At 66.5% G+C, this 16,810-nt stretch carries 14 protein-coding genes; 5 read left to right on the top strand and 9 right to left on the bottom strand.

All coding sequences use genetic code 11. The features are described 5' to 3' along the window. Positions 1 to 30 precede the first annotated feature (30 nt). Both NJD74_RS03505 and NJD74_RS03500 read right to left on the bottom strand, forming a co-directional pair. A complete protein-coding gene (locus NJD74_RS03505) occupies positions 31 to 615 on the bottom strand; it encodes a hypothetical protein (RefSeq protein WP_254427844.1) in 585 nt (194 codons plus the stop codon). 117 nt (positions 616 to 732) lie between these two features. Continuing rightward, a complete protein-coding gene (locus NJD74_RS03500; protein ID WP_070473452.1) occupies positions 733 to 1,638 on the bottom strand; it encodes a LysR family transcriptional regulator ArgP in 906 nt (301 codons plus the stop codon). A gap of 134 nt (positions 1,639 to 1,772) precedes the next feature. Here NJD74_RS03500 and NJD74_RS03495 point away from each other — a divergent pair, with 134 nt between their 5' ends. Further along, positions 1,773 to 2,408 carry a LysE family transporter gene (locus NJD74_RS03495; protein WP_019184554.1) on the top strand — a complete coding sequence of 212 codons (636 nt, stop codon included), beginning with the start codon at positions 1,773 to 1,775 and terminating at the stop codon, positions 2,406 to 2,408. A 149-nt stretch (positions 2,409 to 2,557) separates the two neighbouring features. Next, entirely contained in the window at positions 2,558 to 4,531 is a 1,974-nt protein-coding gene (locus NJD74_RS03490; RefSeq protein WP_319623670.1) for a S9 family peptidase, read from the top strand. A 78-nt stretch (positions 4,532 to 4,609) separates the two neighbouring features. Here NJD74_RS03490 and NJD74_RS03485 read toward each other — a convergent pair whose 3' ends face one another. Together NJD74_RS03485 and NJD74_RS03480 are read right to left on the bottom strand one after the other, a co-directional pair. Next, complete coding sequence (locus NJD74_RS03485; protein WP_319623669.1) at positions 4,610 to 6,385, bottom strand: oligopeptide:H+ symporter; 1,776 nt, start codon at positions 6,383 to 6,385, stop codon at positions 4,610 to 4,612. A 105-nt stretch (positions 6,386 to 6,490) separates the two neighbouring features. Further along, positions 6,491 to 7,642, bottom strand: a complete 1,152-nt coding sequence (locus NJD74_RS03480; RefSeq protein WP_319623668.1) for a heparan-alpha-glucosaminide N-acetyltransferase domain-containing protein — start codon at positions 7,640 to 7,642, stop codon at positions 6,491 to 6,493. Between the two features lie 223 nt (positions 7,643 to 7,865). On the opposite strand from NJD74_RS03480, the gene NJD74_RS03475 reads away from it, so the two are divergent. From NJD74_RS03475 to NJD74_RS03465, 3 genes are all read left to right on the top strand, one after another. Then, a complete protein-coding gene (locus NJD74_RS03475) occupies positions 7,866 to 9,836 on the top strand; it encodes an oligopeptide transporter, OPT family (protein ID WP_319623667.1) in 1,971 nt (656 codons plus the stop codon). Positions 9,837 to 9,985: 149 nt separating this feature from the next. Next, positions 9,986 to 12,049, top strand: a complete 2,064-nt coding sequence (locus NJD74_RS03470) for a S9 family peptidase (protein ID WP_319623666.1) — start codon at positions 9,986 to 9,988, stop codon at positions 12,047 to 12,049. A gap of 173 nt (positions 12,050 to 12,222) precedes the next feature. Further along, complete coding sequence (locus NJD74_RS03465) at positions 12,223 to 13,461, top strand: DUF819 family protein (RefSeq protein ID WP_175440362.1); 1,239 nt, start codon at positions 12,223 to 12,225, stop codon at positions 13,459 to 13,461. Positions 13,462 to 13,648: 187 nt separating this feature from the next. Here the strand turns inward: NJD74_RS03465 and NJD74_RS03460 are convergent, their stop codons facing one another. Genes NJD74_RS03460 through NJD74_RS03440 form a run of 5 tightly spaced genes read right to left on the bottom strand, consistent with a single transcriptional unit; the run spans position 13,649 to position 16,687 of the window. After that, positions 13,649 to 14,134, bottom strand: a complete 486-nt coding sequence (locus tag NJD74_RS03460; RefSeq protein WP_070473443.1) for a hypothetical protein — start codon at positions 14,132 to 14,134, stop codon at positions 13,649 to 13,651. A 47-nt stretch (positions 14,135 to 14,181) separates the two neighbouring features. Beyond that, entirely contained in the window at positions 14,182 to 14,442 is a 261-nt protein-coding gene (minE, locus tag NJD74_RS03455) for a cell division topological specificity factor MinE (protein ID WP_017355894.1), read from the bottom strand. A gap of 2 nt (positions 14,443 to 14,444) precedes the next feature. After that, positions 14,445 to 15,254 carry a septum site-determining protein MinD gene (minD, locus tag NJD74_RS03450; protein ID WP_019184543.1) on the bottom strand — a complete coding sequence of 270 codons (810 nt, stop codon included), beginning with the start codon at positions 15,252 to 15,254 and terminating at the stop codon, positions 14,445 to 14,447. Between the two features lie 35 nt (positions 15,255 to 15,289). Continuing rightward, positions 15,290 to 16,075, bottom strand: coding sequence for a septum site-determining protein MinC (gene minC / locus NJD74_RS03445; RefSeq protein ID WP_070473440.1), 786 nt, complete (start codon positions 16,073 to 16,075; stop codon positions 15,290 to 15,292). Positions 16,076 to 16,090: 15 nt separating this feature from the next. Further along, a complete protein-coding gene (locus NJD74_RS03440) occupies positions 16,091 to 16,687 on the bottom strand; it encodes a GNAT family N-acetyltransferase (RefSeq protein WP_019184541.1) in 597 nt (198 codons plus the stop codon). Positions 16,688 to 16,810 lie beyond the last annotated feature (123 nt).

Here is a 16,810-nt window from a genome sequence, read left to right as displayed (position 1 = left end):
CGCAGCATCCGGTGGCTGTGCCGGACCGGCTCAGTCGCTGGCGAGAGTGAAGTACTCCAGGAGGAAATAGCTGGCTTGATAGGCCAGTGCTATCAGAGCCAATACCAGATGCGCACGCCGCTGGCGCAGGGCGAAGCCCAGCCCGGCGATCCCCAGCATCACCACGGTATGCACCCAGTAAGTGTCCCCCAGCATCTGCCAGCGGCTGTGGCCCTTGATGGCGGTATCCACCAGATCCAGCAGCGTGACCAGTGCCAACATCCCGAAGAAGCCGCCGCGGCGCTGCAGCAGGTAGTTCTCATAGCTGCCGAACTCGCGCACGTCGTCCGGAAACAGCAGCACGCAGAGCAGGTACCACGACGCGCAGTAGGCGATCACGAACAGATACAGCTCGAAGGTCCACTGCCGGACCTCGCCCAGCCGGAACTCCCACCACCAGAAGGTCACCACCGAAATCAGTGCCCAGACCACCCAGCACAGGTGGATCAGCGAGCAGCCGCGTCGTTTGGGGTGCTCGATGATGCCCGCCAGCCCGCGCAGCAGGGTGGTGATGCTCAGGCCGAGGATGATGCTGAGCACCACGCGGATGTGCAGGTAGACCGGATCGGTGTCCATCGACGTGCCCGCGGCTGGGATGCGCCGATGCTGCATCGGGGCGGGTCATCGAATCGTGTAGGGCGGCGTGCGGCCCCGGCACGACAGCCGACCAGCGGTCGGCGCTACCGGTCGGGGTTATCGCTTCTTGCGCACCAGCGTCGCCGAGGCCGCCAGCACTGCCTGGGTCAGCAGCGCCATGGTCTGTACATCGCCCTTCCAGTGCTGCCAGTACAGCGGCACGTCTTCCCACGCGCGCTGCTTCATGTGCACCAGGCGCCCGGCATCCAGGTGGCGTTTGACCAGCGGCAGCGGGTTCATGGTCCAGCCCAGCCCGCCCAGGTTCGCCTGCACGAACGCGCGGGTGGAGGGAATCCACCAGGTCGGTGCGGTCAGCGGCAGGTCGTTGCCCGCCAGGCGCCGGGCGAAGCGGGCCTGCATGTCGTCCTTGCGGTTGAACACCAGCACCGGCGCCTGGGCCAGCGACTGCGCATTGACCCCCTTGGCGAAGTACTGCTCATGGAAGGCCGGGGTGCAGGTGGCAGCGTAGCGGATGCTGCCCAGCGCGTGGATCTGGCAGCCCTGCACCGGCTCGTCCAGGGTGGTCACCGCGCCCAGCACGGCCCCCTGGCGCAGCAGGGCCACGGTGTGGTCCTGGTCTTCCGAGCGCAGGTCCAGGGTGGTGCCGGTCTGCCGCGCGAACTGCAGGGCGGCTTCGGGGAACCAGGTCTCCAGGCTGTCATGGTTCACCGCCACGGGGATGCTGGCGTGCGGCAGGTCCTCATCGGCGATGCCCATGCGGTGCAGCGCATCGTGCTCGAGCAGGGCGGTCTGTTCGGCCAGCTGCACCAGCACCTGGCCCTCGGTGGTGGCGACCGCTGGGGAAGAACGTTTGACCAGCAGGCGGCCGACCCGGTCCTCCAGCGCCTTGACCCGCTGGGAGACGGCCGAGGCGGTGACATTGAGCGACTGCGCGGCCCGTTCGAAGCTGCCTTCCCGGATCACCGCCGCCAGGGCGCGGAGCTGGGCATGGTCGATGCGCATGATCTTAAGTTCCGCTAAAGATGGTTAAGTAAGTTTAGCTCTACTTTTTCATGTTGCGGCGCGACAATATGCGCCATCCGGTGCTGTACGCCTTGGCGAGGCACCACCCCCCAGCACGACACAGGTGGTATCCCATGTTTTCGATCATTTCCGGCGGCGCCGGGCTGAGCGCGTGGCTCAGTGGTGCCGCAACCGGCATCGGCCTGTTTGCGGTGGTCGGCGCGCAGAGCGCGTTCATCCTGCGCCAGGGCATCCTGCGCAAGCACATCATTCCGGTGGTGGCGACGTGTGCCGCCATCGATGGCATCTTCATCTTCGCCAGCGTAGCCGGCCTGCGCACGCTGACCCAGGCGCTGCCGTGGCTCACCACTGTGGTGCTGTGGGGCGGCGTCGCCTTCCTGGCCTGGTACGCCTGGCAGTCGGCGCGGCGCGCGCTGGCCGGCGGTGGCGGCATGCACGTGGACGAGGGCGACAGCACCTCGCGCCGCGCGGTGCTGATCTCGGCGGTCGGTTTCTCGCTGATCAATCCGCATTTCTGGCTGGACATGATGGTGATCGGCGGTATCGCCGAGAACTTCGGCAATGCGCGCATGGCCTTCGCCGCCGGCGTTTTCACCGCCAGCTGCCTGTGGCTGACCGCCCAGGGCCTGGGGGCACGCCTGCTGGCGCCACTGTTCACCAAGCCCAAGACCTGGCGCATCCTCGACGGCACCATCGCGGTGATTCTGTCGATCCTGGCGCTCAGCCTCGCGTTCCGCGGCATGCATTGAACTCTCTCCTCGATGCAGGTCCTGGAAATGGCACCGTTCGCGGTGCCATTTTTTTTTGCACCAACAGGAATATCCCTCTGGTTGGCGGCTCGATCTTCCGCCTAGAATCGCGATCCCGGACATGAGGTCCGATGCAGCAGGGGGAAAGGATGAAGCACGTACAAAGGTTGGGATTGCTGGTATTGCTGGCCATTACGGGCCAGGCCGGCGCGGTGGATCTGGAGCGCTACCTGCGCCGGGATGCCTTCACCGATATCAAGATTTCGCCGAACGGCGACTATTACGCGGCCACCGTGCCGATGGAAGATCGCACCGCCCTGGCGATTCTGCGCAGGAACGGCGGCGAGGTGGTGGGCTCGTTCGTGCCGCCCAGGAACAATCACGCCAATCATTTCGACTGGGTCAGCGCAGAACGTGTGCTGATCGGCCTGGCCGAGAAGCAGGGCTCGCTGGACCAGCCGCGCATGACTGGCGAGCTGTATGCCATGAACGCCAACGGCGGGCGCGGCGAGCTGCTGGTCGGCTACCGCGCGCAGGACAACGGCCCGGGTACCCGCATCCAGCAGAAAAAAGTGGAGGCCGTGGCCGCGTTCCTCGCCGATGATCTGCCCGCGGACGAGCGCAACGTGCTGGTCACGATCTGGCCATTCAACGATGACCCGTTCACCCGTGCCGACCGGATGGATGTCACCACCGGCCGTCGCCAGACCGTGGCGCGCTCGCCCGTACGCCGCGCCGATTTCGTCACCGACAACCAGGGCCAGGTGCGTTTCGCCCATGGCGCGGGAACCGACAACGTCAACAAGCTGTACTACCGGGAAGGGTCGGGCACGACCTGGAAGCTCGTCAACGATGAAGCCCTGAACGGGCGGATCGAAACGGCGATCGGGTTCTCCGAAGACGGTCGGCTGGCGTATTTCAACACCGAGATGCCGCAGGGCCCCGACGCCATCGTGTCCTGGGATCCGGTGACCGAAGAGCGCAGGCTCGTGCTGCGTGATCCCGTGGTGGACGTGCACAAATACATCTACCGGCCCGGCACCTCGATCCCGGTGGGCGCGCTGTACCTGGGTGACACGCCACGCACCCGCTTCTTCGACGAACAGGGCCCCGATGCGCGGTTGTATCGCAGCCTGGAAGCGGCGTTCGGGGGCGATGCGGTCTTCGTCACGTCCAGTACCCGCGACGGCCGGCAGCTGATGGTAGAGGCGTGGTCCGGGCGCAACCCGGGCGATTTCTACATCTTCGACAACGTGGCCAAGAAAGCGGACCACGTCATCAGCCGCAGCAACTGGATCGACCCGGCCGCCACCGCAGAGGTACGCCCGGTGGCCCTGAAGGCACGTGACGGGCTGCCGCTGCACGGCTACCTGACCGTGCCCGCCAAGGCCGCTGCCAAGTCGCTTCCGATGGTGGTGATACCGCATGGCGGGCCTTACGGTCCGTTCGATACCGGCGGGTACGACGCGGAAAGCCAGATGCTTGCCGACGCCGGGTACGCTGTCCTGCAGGTCAACTTCCGCGGCTCGGGCAATTACGGGCGCGCCCATCGGTCCGCGGGTGCCCGCCAGTGGGGCGGCACCATGCAGGACGATCTGACCGATGCAACCCGCTGGGCGATCCGGGAGGGCATTGCCGACGCCTCGCGGATCTGCATCTATGGCGCCAGCTATGGCGGTTATGCGGCGATGATGGGGGCGGCGAAGGAGCCGGCGCTGTACCGGTGCGCCGCCGGGTATGTAGGTGTCTACGACCTGCCGATCATGTTCACCAGTGGCGATATCCAGCGCCGCGGCTCGGGCGAGACCTACCTCAAGGAATGGATCGGCGAGCGCGCCCAATTGGCGGCGGTATCGCCGGTGAACCTGGCCGACCGCATCAAGGTGCCGGTGTTCCTCGCCGCCGGTGGCGAAGACGAGCGCGCCCCGATCCAGCACACCAGGCGGATGGAAGCGGCGCTGAGAAAGGCCGGCGTGCCCGTGGAGGCGTTGTACTACCCGACCGAAGGCCACGGTTTCTACACCGACCCGCACCGCCGCGAGTACTACACCAAGCTGCTGGCGTTCCTGTCCAACAGCCTGGGCGGGGAGACTGCTTCGGCGTCGACGCCAGCCCAGCCCTGAGCAAGACGCGGCATCAAGCCTGCTGCAACGACAACGGCACCGCGAGGCGCCGTTGTCGTCTGCGCATCAGGCCAAGGCTCACTTCACCCCGTGCATCATCTTCTTCAGCAGCGGCGAACAGGCCAGGGCAACCGCCGCGCACCCCAGGCCGATCCACATCAGCAGCCAGAACAGGTGTTCGTAGCTGGCGGCGGCGCTGGCGATGTTCATGGTTTCGCCTTCCGGCACCTCGATCGCGGCGAGCTTGCCGAACAGCGCGGCCAGCGTTTCCGAAAACGCGGTGGCCAGGAACCACGTGCCCATCATCAGGCTGACCACCCGCGGCGCGGCCAGCTGAGTAACGGCGGACAGACCGACCGGTGACAGGCACATTTCGCCGATCTCCAGGATCAGGTAGGCCAGTACCAGCCACCACACGCTGGCCATCTGCCCGGTCGCGCCGACGTGCTGGGCGGCCAGCGCCAGGGGCACGAACGACAGTGCGGCGAAGATCAGCCCGATCGAGGATTTGACCGGCTTGGACGGGTCCATGCGGCGACGGTCCAGCCACGCCCACAGCATGGCGAACAGCGGGGCGAGCACCACCAGGAACAGGCCGCCGAGGTAGGTCAGCGAGCCGGCCGTCTGCGGGATCACCAGGCAGTCGCGGATCAGCATCACCAGCATCGCGGCCACAATGGCGATGAACAGGTTGCGCGGCGCGGACGAAGCCGGGTTTCGCTCCGACAGGCGCGCGGCCACCACGAAGCCCAGCGGTGCCAACAGCAGCGAGGCGATCGACCACGGCAGCGGCGTGCCGCCCTGGATCACCAGCGACGGCACCAGGTCCTTGGTGAGCAGGCGGTCGGTGAAGGTCACCCAGGAGCCATAGGTCTGCTCGTACAGGGTGAAGAACACCAGCGCCATGAAGATCAGCGCCATCAGCGCGATCATCTGCTGGCGCTGCACCGGCGTGCAGCGGGTGCCGGTGAACCAGGCGAACCAGACCAGCACGCCACCGAGCACCACGATCATCAACATCAGCGCCAGGCTGAGTTCACCACCGAGCGCGAACGCACCATTGGCGGCGGCCCACATCAGCGCGGCCACCGGAATCACGCCCAGCACGGCCACGGCATAGATCAGCCATTCGCGGCGGATGCCGAGCACGCGTTGGCGCAGCGCGGGCAGATCGGACGGTTCGGCGTGGCCCTGCAGATACTTCTGGCCCCACAGGAACATGCCCAGTCCGATCACCATGCCGATGCCGGCCGCACCGAAGCCGTACTTCCAGCCATAGGCTTCGCCGAGGAAGCCGCACACCAGCGAGGCGAACAGCGCGCCCAGATTGATGCCGGCGTAGAACAGCGAAAAGCCCGAGTCGCGGCGCGGATCGTTTTCCGGGTACAGCTTGCCGACGATGGTGGAGATGTTCGGCTTGAGGAAGCCCACGCCCATGATGATCAGGGCCAGCGACAGATAGGTGATGCCCAGCGCGGCATCATCGCGGACCACCGCGCCATCGACGCGGACCGCTGCGTGACCTTCGAAGGCCATGCCCAGGTGGCCGAGCACCAGCAGCACGCCGCCGAACACCACCGCCTTGCGCATGCCCAGCCAGCGGTCGGCGAGCAGGCCGCCGAAGACCGGGATGCAGTAGACCAGGCCGCCGTAGGCACCGAGCAGATCCAGGCCGGCCTTGTCGCCGAACAGGTGGTATTTGGTGAGGTACAGCAGCAACAGCGCCTTCATCCCGTAGAACGAGAACCGCTCCCACATCTCGGTGAAGAAGCAGATGTAGACGCCCTTGGGATGGCCAAGGAAGTCGTCGGTCGCGGTGGAGGTCGAGGCGGCGGGCAGGACGGCTGCAGTCATCGAGGGCTGGGGCAGGGCGGACAAGGGGGCGAGTATAGGCCCGGGGCGAAGGGTCAGCCGTGCCGTGTCTGGCCGCTCCGCCGTCGTGCTGCCGGCCATGCGCGCTTACAGATAGCGAAGCCAGGCCAGATCCCGCCGCCGCGCCTTGAACCGCGCGAATGCCCGTGTCGGCCAATACAGCGCCACTGCCAGCACCGCGGTGATCACCCACAGGCTCGCCACGTGATCGACCGCGAAGTACCCGCCGTGGGTCTGGCCCCAGCGGGCTTCGGCCAGCACGTACAGCAGCTTCAGCACATACAGGTGCAGCAGGTAGAAGAACATCGGTGCCGCGCCGATGTCGGCCAATGGCGCCAGCGCCCGTGCCACGCGCGGCTGCTCGTACAGGCGCAGCAACAGCAGGCCGATGCCCAGGGTCAGCAGCAGGAACAGCAGCGAGGGCGGGTACTTGGTGACGTTGAAGACGCTCATCAGCGTGCTGCCCAGGGTGGCGAAGGACTGCCACGGGCTGTCGCCGTAGAGGTTCACCGCCCGCAGGATGACGAACGCCAGCAGCGCACCGGCGCCGGCCATCCACAGGCGACGCTGGCGCAGGAGGGCATCGCCGCCGCGCGCGAACCACGGGCCGATCACCCAGCCCAGTGCAATGACGCCGATCCACGGCAGCACCGGGTAGGAGGTGCGCAGGCGCAGCCCGTCGGTCACGGTGATCCAGTCGCGCTGGTGCAGCACCTTCCACAGCACGGCCAGCACCCCGTCGCCCTGCACGCGGACGCCATCGAGCAGGTTGTGCCCGGCGATGACGGCCAGCGCCAGCACCGCCAGTGCGCCGCGTGGCAGCCACAACAGCCCGGCCAGCGCGATCATGCTGATGCCGATCGCCCAGATCACCTGCAGGTACATCACGCTGGGCGGGAACTGCAGCGTCCACGCGAAGTTGACCACCAGCAGCTCCAGCACTACCAGGAACAGGCCGCGCTTGAGCAGGAAAGCCGACGCGGCCCGGCGCCCATCCGGCTTGCCACTGGCGTACAACCAGGCCGACAGGCCGGTCAGCAGCACGAACACCGGGGCACACAGATGCGCCAGCAGCCGGCTGACGAACAGCGCCGGCTCGACCTGGTCCACCACCATGGGGTCGCCGACCTGCTGGTGCATGTAGAAGGTTTCGCGCACGTGGTCGAGCAGCATCAGCACGATGACGGTGCCGCGCAGCTGGTCGATGGAGGTCAGGCGGGAGGCGGGGGAATGCGTCACAGCGGCGCCGATCACTTGGTGCGATAGGATATAACATAACTAAAGTGGACGGGCCCGGCCTGGGACATTGCCGAGTCCGGCGTGTGGCCACTCCGGTGGCACGCGCAGGTCAACAGGCGCCTCGATCGTGCGGTGAAGCGTTGCCGGCCAGCGGCCGGCACTACTGGACTTGCCCGTACATGAACGCTAGCGTGGCAGGGATTTTTTGCCAGCAGGGGCTTCCATGAACAACGACGCTGCGCCACGCCAGCTCACTTTCCGTGCGGTGGTGCTTGCCATCGTGCTGGCGGTGATTCTGTCGGCCGCCAACGCCTACCTGGGTCTGTTCGCAGGCCTGACCATCGCCACCGCCATTCCCGCCGCGGTCATTTCCATGGGGGTGCTGCGCCTGCTCGGCGGTGGCACGATCCTGGAAAACAACATCGTACAGACCGGTGCTTCGGCCGGTTCGTCGATCGCCGCCGGTGTGATCTTTACCATCCCCGCGCTGGTGATCATGGGGTACTGGCCGGACTTCAAGTACTGGTGGGTGCTGGGCATCGCCGGTCTGGGTGGCCTGCTGGGCGTGCTGTTCTCGGTGCCGCTGCGGCGTTCGATGATCGTGGAAGATCCGCTTCCGTTCCCGGAAGGCAAGGCCGCCGCCGAAGTGCTCAAGGCCGGTGAAAACCCGGGCCCGGGCCTGAAGATCCTGGCCGTGTCGGCGGTGATCGGCGCCTTCGTGAAGCTGGCCGCCGAAAGCGGCCTGCGCCTGATCCCGGATGCCTGGGCCACCTCGGCCTACGTCGGTACCTCGAAGATCACCGCCTTCATCGGCACCAACCTGTCCCCGGCGCTGCTGGGCGTGGGCTACATCGTCGGCCTGAATGTCGGCATCGTGGTGGTGTCCGGCTCGATCCTGACCTGGCATATCGCCATTCCGCTGTACCAGGCGTTCTTCATGAACACCGATCCGGCGCTGGCGGCCTCGATCGCCACGGCCAGTTCGACGGAAGCGGCCTTCGCCATCTGGGGCGCGAAGATGCGTTACCTGGGCGTGGGCGCGATGCTGATCGGCGGCGTCTGGACCCTGATCTCGCTGCGCAAGTCGCTGCTCAACGGCGTCAAGAGTGGCTTTGCCGCGGCCCGCAAGAGCGGTGGCCCGGCGCTGGCGCACACCGAACGCGACCTGCCGATGAAGTGGATGCTGGTGGCCCTGGTGGTGTTCACCCTGCCGCTGCTGGCGCTCTACCAGGCCATCGTGGGCCAGTGGCACGTGTCGATCCCGATGACCCTGATCATGATCGTGGCCGGCTTCCTGTTCGTCTCGGTCTCGGCCTACCTGGCCGGCCTGATCGGCTCGTCCAACAACCCGGTCTCGGGCATCACCATCTCCACCATCCTGTTCGCCTCGGCGGTACTGGTGCTGCTGCTCGGCAAGGATGGCCTGACCCCGGTCGGCATCGGCGGTGCGCCGCTGGGCGCGGTGGCCGCGATCATGATCGGCGCGGTGGTGTGCTGCGCGGCCGCGGTCGGCGGTGACAACCTGCAGGACCTCAAGGCCGGCTACATCGTCGGCGCCACCCCGTGGAAGCAGCAGCTGATGCTGGGCATCGGTGCGTTCTCGTGCGCGCTGATCATGGCCCCCGTGCTGAACCTGCTGGCCACCGCCTACGGCATCGGCGTGAAGTCCGAGCTGCATCCCAACGCGCTGGCCGCGCCGCAGGCCAACCTCATGGCCTCGGTGGCCAAGGGCCTGTTCGGCGGCGAGCTGCCGTGGACCTTCATCGGCATCGGCGCCGCGGTTGGCGCGGCGATCATCGCCTTCGACAGCTGGCTGAAGTCGCGCAATGCCCGCTTCCGCGTGCCGGTGCTGGCCGCGGCGATCGGCATCTACCTGCCGCTGGAACTGATGGTCCCGATCTTCCTGGGTGGGCTGATCGCCTACCTGGTGGAGCGCTTCCACAAGATCCGTGGCGATGATGAAGAAGGCCGTGACCGTGTGCACAAGCCGGGCGTGCTGTTCGCCGCCGGCCTGATCACCGGTGAAGCCCTGATGGGCATCGCCATCGCGATCCCGATCGTGGTCAGCAGCCGCGCCGATGTGCTGGCGCTGCCGTTCCACCTGCCGGGCGCGCAGTGGATCGGTCTGGCCGTACTGTTCCTGGTCGGCTGGTTGATCTACCGCACCGGCAAACGCGCGGTGGGTTCGGTCTAACCAGCGACCCCGGTGTGCGTCACGACAAACCCCGCTCCGGCGGGGTTTGTCGTTTCTGGAGCGCCCAGGGCACGGCATGACCGATGGCCTTTGCATGTGCGGCCCTTGCGGCCCTAACATCGGCGTTTTGCCGTTCCGCGGAGACCCCGATGAAACTTGGTTACGCCCTGCTGCCGTTGTGCCTGCTGACCGCGATGCCCTCGCTGGCGGCCACGCGTGGCCTGGATGTGCGCGACATGATCGCGCTGGATCGGGTCTCCAGCCCGCTGCTCACCGCCGATGGCGGCAACGTCATCTTCGCCAAGCGCGTGGTCGGCACCGACAGCAAGGCCAGCACCGGCCTGTACATCCGCAACCTGCGCACGCGCGACCTGGCCCCGCCCAAGCCGCTGACCCCGGCCGGCTGGAACGTCAATTCCGCCGCGCTGTCGGCCGATGGCCAGACCGTGTATTTCCTGAGCGCCAAGAGCGGCAGCCAGCAGCTCTACGCGCAGCCGGCCACCGGCGGCACGCCGCGCCAGCTGACCGATTTCCCGGTCGATGTGGACAGCTTCCACGTCTCCCCGCAGGGCGACCGCGTGGCCTTCAGCAGCGGCGTGTTCCAGGACTGCGGTTCGGACCTGGCCTGCACCAGCAAGAAGCTGGACGCGCACAAGGCGCGCAAGAACACCGGCGAGGTGTCCGACAACCTCTTCGTGCGCCATTGGGACACCTGGGCCGACGGCCGCCGCAACACGCTGTTCGTGGCGCCGCTGCCGGCCGCCAAGGCCGCGGCGGTGAAGGGCGCCTCGGCGATCAGCGCAACGCTGGCCGGCGATGCACCGTCCAAGCCGTTCGGTGGCAATGACGACTTCACCTGGTCGCCGGATGGCAAGAGCGTGGTCGCCGCGATCCGCGTGGCCGGCAAGCAGGAGCCGTGGTCGACCAACTTCGACCTGTACCGTCTGGATGCCGAGGGCAAGCAGGCGCCGGTCAACCTGACCGCGTCCAACCCGGCCTGGGATGCCGGCCCGGTGTTCAGTGCCGACGGCAAGACCCTGTACTACCGTGCCATGAAGCGCCCGGGCTTCGAAGCGGACCGCTTCGGCCTGATGGCAATGGACGTGGCGACCGGCAAGACCCGCGAGATCGCCCCCAAGTGGGATCGTTCGGCCGGCGAGATCGTGCTGTCCGGTGACGGCAACCTGATCTACACCAGCGCCGACGACATGGGCGAGCACCGCCTGTTCGCCGTGGACATCGCCACCGGCAAAGCCGAAGTGGTGGTGGACGGCGGCAGCATCGGCTCGCCGGTGATCGCTGGCACCACGCTGGCGTATACGAAGAACAGCCTGAAGAGCGGCGACCAGATCGTCGTGGCCGCCTTCGATGGCGCCAACCCGCGCGAGATCACCCCCAGCGCCGGCGAGATGCTGCCCGATGTCGCCTTCGGCGATTACGAGCAGTTCCAGTTCAAGGGCTGGAACAACGAGACCGTGCATGGTTACGTGGTCAAGCCGTACAACTACCAGGAAGGCAAGCGCTACCCGGTCGCGTTCCTGATCCACGGCGGCCCGCAGGGCAGCTTCGGCAATGGCTGGAGCTATCGCTGGAACCCGCAGACCTACGCCGGCCAGGGCTACGCAGTGGTCATGATCGACTTCCACGGCTCCACCGGTTACGGCCAGGCCTTCACCGACGCGATCAGCCAGCACTGGGGCGACCGCCCGCTGGAAGATCTGCAGAAGGGCTGGGCCGCGGCACAGAAGCAGTACCCGTTCCTCAACGGCGACAAGGCATGCGCGCTGGGCGCCAGCTACGGCGGCTTCATGGTCAACTGGATCGCCGGCAACTGGAACGAGCCGTGGAAGTGCCTGGTCAACCATGACGGCGTGTTCGATCAGCGCATGATGGGCTACGCCACCGAAGAACTGTGGTTCACCGAGTGGGAGCAGGGCGGCACGCCGTATGAGAAGGCCGCCAACTACGAGAAGTTCAACCCGGTCAACCACGTCTCGGACTGGAAGAAGCCGATCCTGATCGTGCACGGCCAGCTCGACTACCGCATTCCGGTGGAGCAGGGCCTGGCGGCGTTCACCGCCGCGCAGCGCCAGGGCATCGAGTCCAAGTTCCTGTACTTCCCGGACGAGAACCACTGGGTGCTCAAGCCGCAGAACAGCGTGCAGTGGCATGACACCGTCAACGGCTGGCTGAAGCAGCACATCGGCGAGTAAACCGGTTCGAAGCGCCGCCCCCAGGGGCGGCGCTTGTTCATGGCACCGGGTCTCGTTGGCCGTGGTGTCACCGGTGATCGGTGGTGTTGTAACCGACCAACGGTCGGCTCTACCCGTGATTGTTTCCCGAAACGTGCCGAATCGCACGCCCATCGTCCAGGCACTCCACACCCGTGAAAGCACCCGCCCTGATCCAGAACGACATCGTCGTCTTCGGCCTGATCGCCGCCACCCTCGGCGCCGTGTTCTGGACCGCCTCGCGCGAGCAGGGGCCGTGGAAGCGTTTCTACACCTACGTGCCAGCCCTGTTGCTGTGCTACCTGATTCCCGGGGTGTACAACACCGTCGGCCTGATCGATGGCCAGAACACCCATCTCTACAACCCGGTCGCCCGCGACATCCTGCTGCCCGCCGCGCTGGTACTGCTCACCCTGGCCGTGGATATCAAGGGCATCCTGCGGCTGGGACCGAAACTGATCGTGATGTACCTGGGCGCCTCGCTGAGCATCATGGTCGGCGCGGTGGTCGCGTTCCAGCTGATGAAGTGGCTGCACCCGGCAACCGTGGCCGGCGATACCTGGGCCGGCATGGCCGCGCTGGCCGGCAGCTGGATCGGCGGCGGTGCCAACATGCTGGCGATGCGCGAAGTGTTCGATGTCAACGCGACCACCTTCGGGCAGTTCGCGGTGGTCGATGTCGGTGTCGGCTACGTGTGGATGGCGGTGCTGATCTTCATGGCCGGGCGTTCGGCCAGGATCGATGCGCGCAGTGGTGCCGATACCTCGGGCATCGATGCGCTCAAGCTGCGCATCCAGGCGTTCCAGGCGCAGCACGAGCGCGTGGCCAGCCTGACCGACCTGATGCTGATCGTCGCCGTTGCCTTCGGCGTGGTGGGGCTGTCGCATGCGATCGCCGGTCCGGTCTCGGCGTGGTTCAAGGGCCATGTCGCCTGGGCCTCGCAGTTCAGCCTGGACGCGCCCTTCGTTTGGGTGGTGGTGATCTCCACCACCTGCGGCCTGGCGCTGAGCTTCACCCGTGCGCGCAACCTGGAAGGCGCCGGTGCCTCCAAGCTGGGTTCGCTGCTGCTGTACTTCCTGATCGCCTGCATCGGCATGCAGATGGATCTGCTGGCGTTGCTGGACCGCCCCTGGCTGTTCCTGCTTGGCCTGATCTGGATCGCGGTGCACATCGTGCTGCTGTGGGCGCTGGCGCGCGCGCTGAAGGTGCCGTTCTTCTACTTTGCGATCGGCTCGCAATCCAACATCGGCGGGCCGGCCTCGGCGCCCGTGGTCGCGGCGGCGTTCCACCCCTCGCTGGCGCCGGTCGGCGTGCTGCTGGGCACGATGGGCTACGCGACGGGCACGTACCTGGCGTATATCGTGGGCATCACCCTGCGCGCGATGGCGGGGTAGAGCCGACCGTTGGTCGGCTGCTGTCACGTCGCGTCACAGCGCACGACAGCCGACCAACGGTCGGCTCTACGGCAGAAGCAACCTGCGCTAAAGCAACCAGGCGATGCATCAGGTGTCCAGGAGGTTGCCGGCCAGCGGCCGGCACTACCGGGAATTCGGGCCGCCCCGCGTTACCGCACGTGCGGATTTACGCGGTAAGAAGGCCGCGTTCGAGTAACCACGCTCTGGCGTCTTCCGCATCCTGCTCGAACCACGCCTTCGTAGACCCCAACCGATACGTATACCCCCACGCATCCATGTCGGCCATCAGGCGCGCGCTGCCTACCCCCGGCAGTTGCCCGGCCAGCACGATCTGCAGGTAGCAGGTGGCGTCTTCTTCGGGTACCGAATCGGTGGCATCGGTGTGCACCAGCGCACGACGCTCCGGCGGCAGCACGATCAGGTGGCAGGCTTCGTGCAGCATCGAGTGCACGGGCGTGTCATCGCGGACATAGACATCGCTGCCGATGATGCCGGCTTCAGGTTCGCCCCAATAGCTGCCCGGAATCGGCGCGCCATCGGCCACACGATGCAGGCGCAGATCGTGGGCGGCGAGCAGGGTGTGGGCGTCGTCGAAACGGATATCGCCGAGGCGGGTGACCTGCGGTTCGGCGGTGGGGGCAGCGTCGTTCATGGGTTACCGCTCAACCGCCCCTTCCGGGGCGGAAGGGGCGATGTCGATCAGGGCTGCTGCGGGCCTTCCGGCAAGGCGACGGAAATATCGAGCACATCGTGCTCGCCGTCCTTGACCAGATCGACCTTGACCGCATCAGCGTCGATGTTGACGTACTTCTTGATCACTTCCAGCAGCTCGCGCTGCAGCAGGGGCAGGTAGTCCGGGCCGCCGCGGTGGCTGCGTTCCTGCGCGATGATGATCTGCAGGCGGTTCTTGGCCGTTTCGGCAGTGGTCTTCTTTCGGTTCAGGAAATCGAACAGTCCCATGCTTACCCTCCGAACAGCTTGCTGAAGAAGCCTTTCTTCTCCACGGTGGTGAAGCGCATCGGACGCTCTTCGCCAAGGATGCGGCCAACCGCATCTTCGTATGCCTGGCCCGCCGCCGATTCGGGGTCCAGAATGACCGGCTCACCCTTGTTGGATGCATTGAGCACGTCGCCCGACTCGGGCACCACGCCAATGGCCTTCAGGCCCAGCACTTCTTCGACGTCGGTGATGCTGAGCATCTCCCCGCTTTCCACCCGCACCGGGCTGTAGCGCGTGAGCAGCAGGAAGGCCGGCACGTTCTTGCCGGATTCGGCCTTGTGGGTCTTCGAGTCGAGCAGGCCGATGATGCGGTCCGAGTCGCGCACCGAAGACACTTCCGGGTTCACCACCACGACCGCACGGTCGGCGTAGTACATCGCCAGGAACGCGCCCTTCTCGATGCCGGCCGGGGAGTCGCAGATGATGTATTCGAAGCCGTCGGCGACCAGGTCGTCGAGCACCTTGCGCACGCCTTCCTGGGTCAGCGCGTCCTTGTCGCGGGTCTGCGAGGCAGCCAGCACGTACAGGTTGTCGAAGCGCTTGTCCTTGATCAGGGCCTGCTTGAGGGTCGCTTCGCCGTGCACGACATTGACGAAGTCGTACACCACGCGGCGCTCGCAGCCCATGATCAGGTCGAGGTTGCGCAGGCCGACGTCGAAGTCGATCACGGCCACCTTCTTGCCACGACGTGCCAGCCCGCAGGCCAGGCTGGCGCTGCTGGTGGTCTTGCCGACGCCGCCCTTGCCGGAGGTGACTACGATGATTTCAGCCAAAGGATTTCTCCTGATTCTTCTGTTTGGGGGCTGCGTCAGTCCAGCGCAGCGATCTTGATCTGGTCCTGTTCCAGCCACACCTGCACGGCCTTGCCGCGCAGGGAGTCCGGAACATCGTCCAGTACCTTGTAATGGCCGGCGATGGCGACCAGTTCAGCGTGGAATTCACGGCAGAAAATACGCGCCGTGGTGTTGCCCTGGGCACCTGCCAGGGCACGGCCCCGCAGCGTACCGTAGATGTGGATGCTGCCATCGGCGATCACTTCGGCGCCGGCGCCGACGGTGGCCATGACGGTCAGGTCGCAGTTCTCCGCGTACAGCTGCTGGCCCGAGCGGACATTGACGGTCTGCATGCGGCCCGGCTTGGGCGCGCCACCGGTGGCCACGGCATTCGGGGCAGGCGCCGCGGGTACGGCGGCAGCGGCACGCGAACGGCGCGGCGGCTCGGCGACCGGCGCGCGGGCAGGCGCGGGGGCCGGCTCGGCTTCGGCACGCTCGTACTGGGCGCGGAACTTGGCCAGCAGCGGCAGGCCGAGCTGCTGGGAGAGCAGGTCGGTTTCGGTGGTGCCATAGGCCAGCGCGACCGGCAGCACGCCGGCCTTGCGCAGGCCATCCAGCAGTGCCTTGGCGGTGGCCACGTCGGGTATTTTGCTGAGTCCGCCGAAATCCAGGATCACCGCGGCACGCCCGAACAGCTTCGGCGCACGCGCGACACGTTCCTGCATTTCCCGGGTAAGGCGTTCGACATCGAGGGTGCGGATGCGCAGATTGGCGATGCCGACCTGGCCGATCTTCAGTTCGCCGGCCTGTTCAAAATCCATGTTCGCTGCCACCGATCAGGTCCCCGTCTGCTGCTGCGCGCGCAGCGGCTCGCGGCGATGGCCCACCCAGGGCACATCCGGCAGCTGGTCGCCGTAGGTGTCGTGCACCCACTGGTAACTGCACAGGTCCTTGAGCAGCATGCTGGCACGCACATCCACGTGGGCCATGTTGTTCTGCCCGACTTCGCGGAAGCCGAAGCTGCCGTGGAAGAGCAGGGCGGCATCGGCGCCGTGGTCCAGGAAGACTTCGCAGGTGAGCTGCGGATAGCGCAGCTCGGCGTAGCTCTGGGCATCAGCATAGAACGCACGGCCGACACCGCCGCCGCGACGGCGGCTGGCGACCACGATGCGGTCGATGTAGAAGAATTTGGTATCCAGCTGCTGCTTGAACCAGGCGAAGTTGCTGCTGTCGTGCTGGCTGTCGCTGCCGAAGCCGATCAGGAAACCGGCCAGGTTGCCGTCGCGCTCGGCGACGCGGAAATACTCAGCGCTTTCATAGAACAGACGCAGGCGGGCGGCATCCAACGGCAGGATGGCCAGGCCGGCATTGTTGTTCAGGGCCAGGACGGAATCGAGCTCGTGCTCGCGCACGTCGCGGATGACAATCGACATTGTGACTCCGTGGGGTAACGCGGTTGGCCCATCGAGGGGCCCCTCGGTCCGATTATTGCATGGGTGGCTTCCCCCCGCGAGCCGACAGGCATGACTTCTGTGGGAGTGCAGGGGAACAGGTTC

The organism is Stenotrophomonas sp. RG-453 (assembly GCF_033843685.1).
Classification (GTDB): Bacteria; Pseudomonadota; Gammaproteobacteria; order Xanthomonadales; family Xanthomonadaceae; genus Stenotrophomonas; species Stenotrophomonas bentonitica_A.
The sequence above is the reverse complement of the archived record's forward strand: the minus strand, read 5'-3'. Positions and strand labels throughout refer to the sequence as shown.